We start from the raw sequence: 12279 nt of genomic DNA on the forward strand, positions 1-12279 counted from the left end.
AAAGCGTGGCTGGCTCGTCTGGGACGAAGAAGAACGGTGGCGGTACCGACGGTGCGCAGCCACGCAGGCTCGTGATCGTCGAGTCGCCCGCGAAGGCGCGCAAAATCGCGTCCTACCTGGGCCGCCACTTCGTCGTCGAGTCCTCCCGGGGCCACATCCGCGACCTACCGCGCAAGGCCGCCGAGGTGCCCGAGAAGTACAAGGGTGAGTCCTGGTCGAACCTGGGCGTCAACGTCGACAGCGGCTTCGAGCCCATCTACATCGTCACCCCCGACAAGAAGTCGACGGTCACCGAACTCAAGGGCCTGCTCAAGGACGTCGACGAGCTCTACCTCGCGACAGACGGTGACCGCGAGGGCGAGGCCATCGCGTGGCACCTGCTGGAGGCGCTCAAGCCCAAGGTGCCGGTGCGCCGGATGGTCTTCCACGAGATCACCGAGCCCGCCATCCGCGCCGCCGCGGAGAACACCCGCGACCTCGACCGCGACCTGGTCGACGCGCAGGAGACCCGCCGCATCCTCGACCGGCTCTACGGCTACGAGGTCAGCCCGGTCCTGTGGAAGAAGGTCATGCCGCGGCTGTCGGCAGGCCGCGTCCAGTCCGTCGCGACCCGCATCGTCGTGCAGCGTGAGCGTGAGCGCATGGCGTTCGTCGCGGCGACCTACTGGGACATCTCGGCCACGATGGACGCCGGTGCCCCCGCCGAGCCGCCGACCTTCGGTTCGCGGCTGCTGTCGGTCGACGGGACCAGGCTGGCCACCGGCCGCGACTTCGGCCAGGACGGCAAGCTCAAGCCCGGCACCGAGGTGCTGCTCCTCGAAGAAACCGAGGCCCGACGGCTCACCGAGGCCCTCGCGGGTGCGGCGCTGACGGTCGCGAGCGTCGAGGAGAAGCCGTACACCCGTAAGCCGTACGCGCCGTTCATGACCTCGACGCTGCAGCAGGAAGCGGGCCGCAAGCTGCGGTTCTCCTCCGAGCGGACGATGCGCACCGCGCAGCGGCTGTATGAGAACGGCTACATCACCTATATGCGTACCGACTCCACGACCCTGTCGGAGACGGCGATCACAGCGGCCCGGCAGCAGGCCACCGACCTCTACGGCGCGCAGTTCGTCTCGCCGCAGCCGCGGCAGTACACGCGCAAGGTGAAGAACGCGCAAGAGGCGCACGAGGCCATCCGGCCCGCCGGTGAGGTCTTCCGCACTCCCGGCCAGGTCGCCTCCGAGCTGGAGACCGACGAGTTCCGCCTCTACGAGTTGATCTGGCAGCGCACCATCGCCTCCCAGATGGCCGACGTGCGCGGCACCACCATGACGGTCCGGATCACCGGGGCGGCGGCCAGTGGCGAGGAGTGCGTGTTCTCGTCTTCGGGCCGCACGATCACCTTCCCCGGCTTCCTGCGGGCCTACGTCGAGGCGGTCGACACCGAGACCGGTGGCGAGGCCGACGACGCCGAGCGCAGGCTGCCGCTGCTGGTCAAGGGCCAGGCGCTGACCGCGGCGGGGCTCTCCGCCGATGGCCACACCACCAGCCCGCCGCCGCGCTACTCCGAGCCGAGCCTGGTCAAGGCGCTCGAAGAGTTGGGCATCGGCCGCCCGTCGACCTACGCGTCGATCATCAACACCATCCAGGACCGCGGCTACGTGTGGAAGAAGGGTTCCGCGCTGGTCCCGTCGTGGATCGCGTTCTCCGTGATCGGGCTGTTGGAGCAGCACTTCGAGCGGCTGGTCGACTTCGACTTCACCGCCGCCATGGAGGACGAGCTCGACCGCATCGCCGCGGGCGACCAGGCGCGCACCGCGTGGCTCACGGGCTTCTACTTCGGCGGCGAGATCGGCCCGGAGGGCTCGGTCGGCCGGTCCGGTGGGCTCAAGAAGCTGGTCGGCAGCGGGGTTGAGCACATCGACGCGAAGTCGGTGAACTCGATCGAGGTGTTCCGCGACGACGAGGACCGCCCGGTCGTGGTGCGGGTCGGCCGGTACGGGCCGTACCTGGAGCGCGAGGTCGACGGCGTGGCGCAGCGGGCGAACGTGCCCGAGGACTTGGCGCCGGACGAACTGTCGCTGGAGATCGCCGAGAAGCTGTTCGCGACCCCGATGGAGGGGCGCACGCTCGGCACGGATCCGGTCAGCGGCAACGAGATCGTGGCGAAGGAAGGCCGGTTCGGCCCGTACGTCACCGAAGTCCTGCCCGAGCCGGAGGAGCCCGCCGAGGGCGCCAAGAAGACCCGATCGAAGACCGCGAAGGCCAAGCCGCGCACGGGTTCGCTGTTCAAGGACATGACGCTCGACACGATCACGCTCGACGACGCCCTCAAACTGCTGTCGCTGCCGCGGGTGGTCGGCACCGACCCGGCCAGCGGTGAGGAGATCACCGCGCAGAACGGCCGCTATGGGCCGTACCTGAAGCGCGGCACCGACTCCCGGTCGCTGGTCAACGAGGACCAGATCTTCACCATCGAGCTGGACGACGCGCTCAAGATCTACGCCGAGCCGAAGAAGCGGGGCCGCCAGGCCGCCGCGAGCGCGCCGCCGCTGCGGGAGATGGGCAACGACCCGGCGTCGGGCAAGCCGATGGTGGTCAAGGACGGCCGGTTCGGGGCGTACGTCACCGACGGTGAGACCAACGCGTCGCTGCGCAAGGCCGACAACGTCGAGACGCTGACTGACGAGCGCGCCGCCGAGCTGCTGGCGGAGAAGCGGGCCAAAGGACCCGCACCGAAGCGAGCCGCACCCGCTCGGCGTAAGGCCCCGGCGAAGAAGACGCCTGCCAAATCGAAGTCGTAGCCCTCTGTCGCGGCGTTCGATGAACATTTAGCCTGGGTGGGGTAGTAGCCCGAGAGGGGGACCCCGAATGGCTGAACGTTTCGGTGACGACGAGCCGCGGGATGCCCCGCGGCCCAAGCGCGGCCATGAAACGCCGCTGGTCCTGCCCGGCATGGTCGAGTACCCGCCCCGGCCGGGATGGCCGCACGTGTCCATGCGGGCGGTGGGGGCGCCGCTGCGCCGGATCCGGGTGAGCCTGGCGGTGGTGGTCATCGCGGCCGCGGTCATGCTGGTGATCGCGTACCAGGTGATCAGCGGTTTTCTCGCGATGATCGAAGGTTTTGTCAACTAGCTCACCCAAAGTGAGCCCGTTCGTGTCTGCCTTGCGGAAACCTGTTCGCCGCATCCCGGCTACGCTGAGGATGGAACTTGTGTGGAGATGGGGTGGAGGGCATCAGCGGGGGCCCGAACGGACAGGTCAAGGCCGGGACGAGGTCGAGCGACGCGAACGCGTCCATGGCCCACCGGGCGCGCAGTGTGCTCTCGATCAGACCGTTCCGCAGGCTCTGGGGTGTCACTTACCTGTGTAGCGTCGGTGACTGGCTGTCACTGCTCGCGCTGACCGGGCTGGTCGCCTCGCTGACCGAGGACTACCGGGCGCAGGGTTTCGCGTTCTCCGGCGTGGTGCTGACCCAGCTGCTCCCCGGCCTGCTGTTCGCGCCGTTGGGCGGTCTGTTCGCCGACCGGTTCGACCGGCGCAAGGTTATGGTGCTGGCCGATATCGCCCGGTGCGGGCTGTTCCTGTCGATCGCCATCGTCGGTTCGCCGTGGTGGCTGTTCATCGGCAACTTCCTGATCGGCTGCTGTGCCCTGCTGTGGATCCCGTCGAAGGACGCCGCGGTCCCGAACCTGCTGCGCAGGCCCGACCAGGTGGAGACGGCCAACCAACTCGGCATGGTGATGACCTACGGCATCGCGGTGATCAGCGGCGCGGGTCTCTACGCGCTCATCACCGGCGTCAGCACCAACCTGAATTTGTCGTTCGGCACCAGTGAGCTGGGCATCGCCAGGTTCATCCTGACGATCAACGGCCTGCTCTACCTGACCAGCGCGATCATCGTGGCGACCCGGATCCCCGAGCTGTCACTGCGGGCCGACGTTCCGAAGAAACCGGTCGACGAGCCGAAGCCGGAGAAGACCGGCTTCATCAGGATGATGAAGGACGCGGCCCACTTCGTCCGGACCACGCCGATCGTGCGCGGCCTGCTGGTCGGCATGGTGGGCGCGTTCGCCGCGGCGGGCGCGCTTGTCGGTTCGGCACAGCTCTATGCCAACAGCCTGCGTGGCGGGCAGTCGGCGTTCGGTCTGCTGTTCGTCGCGCTGTTCATCGGGCTCGCGACCGGGATGGCGGGCTCGCCGAAGCTGGCCAAGCGGCTGCCGCACAACCGGCTGTTCGGCATCGCGATCGTCGCCGCGGGCCTGGCGCTGATCCTGGTCGCGCTCTCGCCACACCTGGCGGTGTCGCTGATCACCGTCGCCACGCTCGGCGCGTGCGCGGGCGGGGCGTTCCTCACCGGCGTCACGATCATCGGCACGCAGGTCGAGGACGCCATCCGCGGCCGGATCAACGCGATCTACCAGTCCCTGATGAAGATCATCCTGGCGGGCGCGATGGCGGCGACGCCCGTGCTGGTCGGGCTGGTCCGTCCGCACAGCGTCAACTTGTTCGGCAAGGAGATGATGGTCGACGGCACCCGCCCGGTGCTGCTCGGCGCAGGCCTGATCGCCGCGCTCGTCGGCATCGTCGCCTACCGGCAGATGGACGACCGCCGCTCGGAGACCATCCTGTCCGACCTGCTCGCCGCGATCCGGGGCAAGCCGCGCCGGTCGAGCGGGCTGCTGATCGCCGTCGAGGGCGATACCCACTTCGACACCTCCGCCCAGGCGCATCGGCTCGCCGACTGGCTGCGCACGCCGGGCAAGAAAGAAGTCCTGCTCGCCACCGACCCGGCCCTCGACGACGTCCGGTTGCACACCGTGCTCAAGGGCGCCTCGCTCACCAGCGCCCGCGCGCACGCGCTGGTCGCCGCCGCGGTGCGGGCCGACCTGGTCGAACGCGAGATCCGGCCCGCACTGGAGCGGGGCGCGCTGGTGGTCATGGAGCGATTCGTCGACAGCCCGCTCGCGCACCTGTCGGTAGCCGCGGGGCTCGACCCGGCCGAGTTGGAGGGCCTGGCCGACTGGGCCACCTCCCGGCTGCGGCCCGACATCACCGTGCTGCTCGACCGCGATCCGGCAACCCTCCCGCCGCGCGCGGGCAACACCGAGCATCATTGGCACGTGCAGAGTGTGTTGATCGACATGGCCGCGGCCGACCCCGACCGCTATGTGGTGGTCGATGGCGACGGGACACCCGACGAGGTCGGCGAGCGGGTTCGGCTCGCCGTGCAGGCCACCCTGGCCGGTCGCAGGCTGGCGGGGCTGGCGCCCACCCTGGCTGAGGCGCGCTGATGGGCGGCGTCTGGTCGCAGCTGGTGGGCCAGCCGGACGCCGTGGAGACCCTGAGCGCTGCCGCTCGTTCGGGCGCGCGACTGGTCGACGGCACCGGCACGGCGGCGGGGATGACCCACGCGTGGCTGTTCACCGGCCCGCCCGGGTCGGGCCGGTCGGTGGCCGCGCGCGCGTTCGCCGCCGCGCTCCAGTGCACGGCGGGCGACGAGACCCCTGGCTGTGGCGAGTGCCAGGGCTGTCACACGACGATGTCCGGGACCCACGCCGACGTGCGGCTGGTCGTGCCCGAGGGACTGTCGATCTCGGTGGCCGAGATGCGCGCGCTGGTGCAGACCTCCGCGCGCAGGCCGACCGGCGGGCGCTGGCAGGTCGTGATCATCACCGACGCCGACCGCCTCACCGAGGGCGCGGCGAACGCGCTGCTCAAGGCGGTCGAGGAGCCGCCGCCGCGCACGGTTTTCCTGCTGTGCGCGCCATCCGACCATCCAGACGACGTGTCAGTCACCATTCGTTCGCGGTGCCGCACGATCGCGCTTCGGACCCCGGCCGCGGACGCGATCGCCGAGGTTCTCCAACTGCGTGACCGGATCGACGTCGACATCGCCCGGTGGGCCGCTTCGGTGTGCGGCGGCCACGTGGGCCGCGCGCGGCGGCTGGCCACCGACCCGGCGGCGCGGGACCGGCGCGCGAAGGTGCTGCGCATTCCGCTGCGGCTGCGTCGGCTGACCGACGTGTTCGACTGCGCCGACGACCTGGTCAAAGCCGCCGAGGCTGACGCCAGTGAGGTCAGCGGCAGTCGCGACGAAGCGGAGAAGGACGCCCTCAAGACCGCGATGGGCCACGGCGGCACTGGCAAGGGCGCGGCGTCGGCGGCCCGGGGCAGCGCGGGGGCGATCAAGGAGCTGGAGCGTCGGCAGAAGTCGCGGGCGACCCGGACCCAGCGGGACGCGCTGGACTTGGCGTTGGTCGACCTGGCGGGGTTCTACCGCGATGTGCTTGTCACGCGGTCGGGTTCGGCGGCGGCGCTCAACCATCCGGATCATGCCGACGGGTCCGCGCAGGCGGCGGACGCGTGGACGGGGGATTCGACGCTGCGGCGGCTGGAGGCGGTGTTGGCCTGCCGGGAGGCGCTGGAGCTGAACGTGAAGCCGCGGATCGCGATCGAGGCGATGGTGACCGCGCTCTACTTCGGCTAAGAAACGTTCAACAATTCTACAAGAGGACTGTAGGACAATCGCCCCTTGGAAACGCGCGGACCCCCGCCTGGCCGAAGCCGGGCGGGGGTCCCTCTCCGTCTGATCAGCCCGACTTGGGTTCCGGCTTGATCCTCACCGGCGCGATTCGGGGGCGCCGCGGCAGGGCGGCGACCAGGACGACGCCGACCAGCAACATCGCGGTGCCCGCCCAGAACATCGGCACCGACTGGTAGGCGGCGTTCGTGTAGGCCAGCGGCGGGGTCGCCTTGCCCTGCGGCATCGGTGCGGGCGGCTGCTGCGGGGCCTGCGTCGCCGTGCCGCAGATGACGCCGCCGGTCGGCGCGAACGCGCGGGCGACCTGTTCGCCGAGCGAGATCTGGGCCAGTGCGGCTGGCAGGTTCGGCAGGCCGAGCGCGTCGGTCGGCAGGACCTGCAAGTCTAGCATCCGGGCGGTGGCGCCGAGCTGGTAGCCCTTGAACGGCTGGGTCGAGTCCTCACCCTTCTGCTGCAGGTTCGCCACCGACAGCCGCAGGACGCCGAGGTCGAGCTTCTGCAGGCCCTTGCTCATCGCGTCCTGCAGACCCTGACCGTTGCCGAGCAGGCCGCCGATGATCGGCAGCTTTTCGGCCCCAGGGATGGCCGGGGCGCCGGGCAGTGGGATGCCGATCGGGACGTCGAGCTTGGGGTTGGCCGCGTCGAGCTTGCCCAGGCTCTTGCCGCCCTGGACGACCTCAAGGACCGGCGCGGTGTACTTGACCGTCGAGGTCGCCTTGTCGCCGGTCGAGGTGACCTGCAGCGTCGGCTGGCTGACCACGTTGATCGACAGCTCGAACGGCGTGCCCGCGAGCAGCTTGAGCGCGGCCACCTGCAGTGTCGAGGTCGACTGGACCGCCTTGTTCTTCGAGCCGGGGATGTCGACGAGCCTGACCACCGACCGCGCCGACAGGGTGTTCGGCAGGCTCACCAGGGAGCCCTTGCCGTTGGTGCTCGTGGAGCCCTGGCCGCCGAGGACGCCGCCGAGGGTGCTGAGCGGGCCGGTCAGGTTCTTCAGGCCGTCGACGATCGCCTTGTCGGCGTTGGCGTCGAGGTTCGGCGCGTCGAAGACGCCCCCGAGGTCGGTGACACCGGGCAGGGTCGGGATCGCGTTGAGCGCGGACAGGCTCGCCAACTCGGTCGAGGCATCGGAGATCGTCTCGACGCACGGGCCGAGGGTGTCACTCCACTGGGCCTGGACCCTGCCGTTGATGAGTCCGGCCTTGACCAGAGTGTCCAGCGGCGACGACGGCGGGTTGAGCCCCCCGGTCCGCGGCTGCGCGTTGTTCGGCGGCGCGGTCTGCGCCAGCGAGCCGGGCGCCTGCGGGCTGCTGCCCTTGAAGGCGAAGCCACCCGGCGCGGACTGCGCGATGGACTTCTCGTAAGCGAGGTAGGCCTCGGAGTTGGCCTGCGCTGTCGCCAACCCAAATCCCATCTCGGCGGCGGCCTGCTTCGGCAGCTTGTCCTCCGCCCCGGGGATGATCGCCTTGGTCGGCGTCGAGTTCGGCAGCAGCCGCACCACGGCCAGCCCGGTCGAGGCGTCGCCGATCGCGCGCCCCAGCGGCTGCGGCCCGATCGGCGCGGACGGCGGCGGCGCGCTCGGGTTCGCCGGGGGAGGTACCGGTGTCGTGGGCTGCGCCACGGCGGGCATCGCGCTCATCGCGAGGAACACGGCCGTCGTGGGCAGCGCCATCACAGCTAGGCGTCGGGACATCGGGCTGGTCCTCCTATGGGCGTGCGCGTACTGGTAAGTAAACGACATGGGTCCCTGACGGTGACGCGGTAGGCTCCCGCTACACTTGCCAAGGTCACGCCGCCTTAGCTCAGTCGGCTAGAGCGATTCACTCGTAATGAATAGGTCAAGGGTTCGACTCCCTTAGGCGGCTCGCAGGTCAGAGGCCCGGTCCACACGGACCGGGCCTCTGTCGTGGAGCTACATATGGAGCCAACCGGGGCTACCGTGGCCTGTATGGGCACTTCACAGGGCTCCACGAGGGCCGAGCGTGGCGAGATCGAGACCCTGCCGAGCGGGTCACTCAGGGTCCGGGTCTACGCGGGCAAGGACGCAGTCACGGGCAAGCGCAACTACCTCACGGACGTCATCCCAGCGGGGCCGAAGGCGATGGCCCAGGCGATCAAGGTCCGGACCAAGTTCCTCGCCCAGGTTGACCAGCTCAGGACACCGCGCACGAGGGCGACGATCTCTCAGTTGCTCGATCGCTACTTCGAGCTGGCAGACGTGGAGACGACCACGCTAAAGGCGTACAAGTCCCTGGCCAATCACCACATCCGCCCGTTGATCGGGGAGAAGGTAGCTGGCTCAATCGACGGTGAGACTCTGGATTCGTTCTACAAGCAACTCCGCACGTGTAGGGCGCACTGTCGGGGAAAGAAGTTCATCGAGCACCGCACAAACAAGAACCACGAGTGTGACGACCGATGCAAGAAACACAGGTGTAGTCCGCTCGCCGATGCTTCTATCGTGAAGATCCAGGCAATTCTTGGCGGAGCGGGCAAGCGCGGCGTTCGCTGGGAGTGGTTTGGTGTCAATCCATTTGATCGGGCCGAACGTCAAGCGGCACCGAAACCTCAGCCGAGTCCTCCGACTGCGGAACAAGCTGCAGCAATTGTGACGGAGGCTTGGGCGGACTTGGGTTGGGGAATGTTGGTGTGGCTCGCGATGGTTACTGGGCGCGGCGGGGCGAGCTTTGCGCGGCGAAATGGGAACTTCTCGACTTGACGGCCGGAGTGTTGGAAATCAAGACGAGTATTGCCCAGGATGGTCCGCGTACGTGGGAGAAGCCGACCAAGACCCATCAGGAACGTCGGATCACGCTCGATGAATCCACGCTGTCTCTGTTGACCGCCTACCGCAATCATCGCCTGTCGGTGGCCGGTGTCGAAGAATTCGAGCCAAACGCACGATTGTTCTCTCTGGCCGCAGATAGCTCGACTTGGCTCAAGCCTGATTCGGTGACCCAGAAGTATTCGAGGATGTGCAAGCGTTTGGGATGGACTGAGAATATCCACCACCTGCGCCACTACTCGGCAACGGAACTCATCTTGGCGGGCGCTGATACCACCACGGTGAGTGGCAGGCTTGGTCATAGCGGGGGAGGTTCGACAACGCTACGGTTCTACAGCAAATTTACCTCAGAGGCAGATCAGCGCGCGGCCGGACAACTTATCGCCCGGATGCCTACCCCTCCGGCGCTGTTCAATGAAACCGGCAAGCTAACCGCTGTTCCTACGGCTGCCGAAAGAGAAGCACCTCCGAGTCCCTATCAAGAAATCGCGGAAGACCTGCGCGGAGCAATCAAGTGCGGAGCGTTGAAACCAGGCGACGTCTTGCCGACCTTCGAGGTGCTTGCTGACCGATACGGACGGTCGTACGGCACTGCCCAGCGGGCCGTGGCCGTGCTTCGCAAAGAGGGGCTGGTGGCGGTCAGGAAGGGGCTCCGGGCTGTCGTCGCGGACCCAGCAGCGGACGACCGGCAGGGGCTCGCGGACGTTGTCGGGCTGGACACCGCGCGGGAGCGGAGGACGTAGACAGAGATCACCTCAGGCTCTCGCCTGAGGACGCGGCCCTCTCGTAGGCTCGCAGGCGTGACAGATGAGCAGCACGGCGCGTGGAAGACGTTCGGTGAGCGTCTGGTCTATGACAACCGATGGGTGAAGGTCGGCCTGGTCGACGTCGAGGCCCCTAACGGCGAACGCTGGGACTATCACGTTGTCCACTTGGCACGCATCGCTATCGCGCTCATCGTCAATGATCGAGATGAAGTGCTGATGCTATGGCGGTACCGATTTGCGACGGACCAGTGGGGCTATGAGCTCTTGGGCGGCATGGTCGATGACGGTGAAGACTCAGCCGTCACAGCCGCAAGAGAAGCCGCTGAAGAAAGTGGATGGCAGCCTACAGGCGATCCCGAGCTTCTTGTGAGCTTCGAGCCTCTGCCAGGCCAGGTCACGGCGCTGATGGATGTCTACCTGTGGCGCTCTGCGGATCGGCTCGGGGAGCCTACCGACCGTGAGGAAGCCGGCCGGGTCGAGTGGGTTCCGCTGGCCCGAGTGACAGAACTTGCCAGGGCACAGCAGTTGCTAGGGGCTGGGACGTTAGTGTCGTTGCTGTACTTTCTGAACTCCCGGTCTGACACGCCATCGCCCTAGGTTCGATTCCTGGAATCGCGGGTTACGAACCTGACGATATGCATGGCGGGCGATAGGACCACTCGTGGATTGGGCAACCTAGATGAACTTCCGACAGCGCCTCGGCGAGTGGGTGCTCGATGGAAAACAATTTGTAGTCTGGGTGGCGATCGCCCTGACTGTTGGCGCAATCCCTGATCTCGCGGTCAGTTTAAGTTGGATCCTTCTCCTTGCGATCTGGGTTGTCGCGGGCTTCATCCTTTTTCTGTCGTGGTACAGAGACAGAAAGAGGGAAGGCGTTGGTGTCTACGTCCACATCCCAATCGCGCGCGATGCAAGGAACGATCGGGACGGGCTTATAGAGGCTGTCCATAAGAAGATCGGAAAGAACCATCGCGGTTGGTTTCGGTCAGGCCCAGACTTTGGATCAGCGACGACTGTTGACCTCCGGGTCGACTGGGCGATGGACACGATAAAATATCGCCTCGCTGAGACATCGGTCCAAGTGGGGTTCGAGCCTGCCATATTCCTCTACCTACATTGCAGGCTAGAGGAAGCGTTCATTCTTGGTCGTCGTGCTAAGGTCTTGTGGGGGCAGCAGAGTCCATTTGTCTTTGACGACCCACACACTGTATCAAGCGGTTCAATGTTAAACTTGGGTCTATGCGTTAGGTCGATATCTACTTTCGTGAATCCCGACGGCGATATCTATCAGATTGACTTTCGGAAGGTGTCGCAGCAAACGAACGACGAACCGCTGGCAGTCACTGTCGAATCCGAAGCGTTGAGTTCGAGCGACGAAGGCAGACCGCCTCGCGTGGCTCTTATCTTGCACGCAGCCGAGGGGTCGGGAAACTATAGCGGATTCAAGAAGGCCGCGCTTATGGCCGCAGAGGGTGGCCCATCTGGCGGTTACAATGTCGGCCCGGAAGACAGGTGCGACTCTGCGCTGGTCGTGTCGATTACTGCTGATGCACTTATCGAGGGCCTGAAGGCAGGAAATGCGGAGAAGTTTATCCGGCAGATCCATCGGGAGTATTTGACGCATTGTCGACAGCGATATGGGGCTGACAACGTCAGCACTAGAGTTTTCGCGAAGAGTCCGGCAATTCTAAGCTTTGCGCTTGGCGCGATGCTGCCGAACGATAGCGCATTTATTCCATGGGACAGGGAGGCCGCCGCCGCAACTTCCCGCCAGGATCAGTTTTTGCCTGACGTAGTCGCAATTGTCGACGGCGACGACGTCGGCGCGAGTATGGAGCTTCCCCTCCTGGAATTGCGAGTAGCAGACGCTGTTAGATTTAGCCGGCAGGTAAGCGAAACCCTGGACCTTCTGGTTGTTGAAGCGTCGAATATTGCTGGCGTCAAATTGATCTCGCACGGTGGAGACAGTGCAATCTTCGGCCTGAAGGAGAATTCGCTGGGTACTTTTGAAGGTTTCCTCGCGGACTTTCGAGTGAGGAACTCTTTCTCGATCTCTTGCGGTGTCGGCGCTGACTCCAGGCAGGCGTTGCTGGCGCTGCGACTTGCAAAATCTTCCGGAAAAAATAGAACGTCGAAGGCTCTGTGATAGCCGCTAGGCGAAAGAGTAGCCAGGGCTCTGGACCCTTTAGTTGCCTTGCTCT

General features: G+C 66.5%; 9 protein-coding genes and 1 tRNA gene. 9 read left to right on the forward strand and 1 reads right to left on the reverse strand.

Features of this window, described 5'->3' with window-relative positions:
- Positions 1–5 precede the first annotated feature (5 nt).
- The 4 genes from topA to BN1701_RS28375 all read left to right on the forward strand — a co-directional run bounded on the left by topA (position 6) and on the right by BN1701_RS28375 (position 6472).
- On the forward strand, positions 6–2786 hold the full coding sequence (gene topA, locus BN1701_RS28360) for a type I DNA topoisomerase (RefSeq protein ID WP_054053856.1): 2781 nt from the start codon (positions 6–8) through the stop codon (positions 2784–2786).
- A gap of 67 nt (positions 2787–2853) precedes the next feature.
- A complete protein-coding gene (locus tag BN1701_RS28365) occupies positions 2854–3117 on the forward strand; it encodes a hypothetical protein (protein WP_054053858.1) in 264 nt (87 codons plus the stop codon).
- A gap of 164 nt (positions 3118–3281) precedes the next feature.
- Positions 3282–5276, forward strand: coding sequence for a dTMP kinase (locus tag BN1701_RS28370; protein WP_054056198.1), 1995 nt, complete (start codon positions 3282–3284; stop codon positions 5274–5276).
- A complete protein-coding gene (locus BN1701_RS28375; RefSeq protein ID WP_054053860.1) occupies positions 5276–6472 on the forward strand; it encodes a DNA polymerase III subunit delta' in 1197 nt (398 codons plus the stop codon). Before BN1701_RS28370 ends, BN1701_RS28375 begins: the two co-directional genes overlap by 1 nt.
- 103 nt (positions 6473–6575) lie before the next feature.
- On the opposite strand, the gene BN1701_RS28380 is transcribed toward BN1701_RS28375, so the two are convergent.
- Complete coding sequence (locus tag BN1701_RS28380; protein ID WP_054053862.1) at positions 6576–8219, reverse strand: hypothetical protein; 1644 nt, start codon at positions 8217–8219, stop codon at positions 6576–6578.
- A 98-nt stretch (positions 8220–8317) separates the two neighbouring features.
- On the opposite strand from BN1701_RS28380, the gene BN1701_RS28385 reads away from it, so the two are divergent.
- From BN1701_RS28385 to BN1701_RS36085, 5 genes are all read left to right on the forward strand, one after another.
- A tRNA-Thr gene (locus BN1701_RS28385) sits at positions 8318–8391 on the forward strand.
- A gap of 83 nt (positions 8392–8474) precedes the next feature.
- A complete protein-coding gene (locus BN1701_RS37620) occupies positions 8475–9245 on the forward strand; it encodes a hypothetical protein (RefSeq protein ID WP_231949738.1) in 771 nt (256 codons plus the stop codon).
- Positions 9176–10054, forward strand: a complete 879-nt coding sequence (locus BN1701_RS37625) for a tyrosine-type recombinase/integrase (protein ID WP_231949739.1) — start codon at positions 9176–9178, stop codon at positions 10052–10054. The genes BN1701_RS37620 and BN1701_RS37625 overlap by 70 nt, the downstream gene beginning before the upstream one ends.
- Positions 10055–10111: 57 nt before the next feature.
- Entirely contained in the window at positions 10112–10675 is a 564-nt protein-coding gene (locus BN1701_RS28400) for an NUDIX hydrolase (RefSeq protein WP_054053863.1), read from the forward strand.
- Between the two features lie 82 nt (positions 10676–10757).
- The gene (locus BN1701_RS36085) at positions 10758–12224 is read left to right on the forward strand and encodes a hypothetical protein (RefSeq protein ID WP_157368266.1); all 1467 of its coding nucleotides are present in this window, start codon (positions 10758–10760) and stop codon (positions 12222–12224) included.
- The last annotated feature ends 55 nt before the right edge of the window (positions 12225–12279 follow it).

Source organism: Alloactinosynnema sp. L-07, from assembly GCF_900070365.1.
Lineage (GTDB): Bacteria > Actinomycetota > Actinomycetes > Mycobacteriales > Pseudonocardiaceae > Actinokineospora.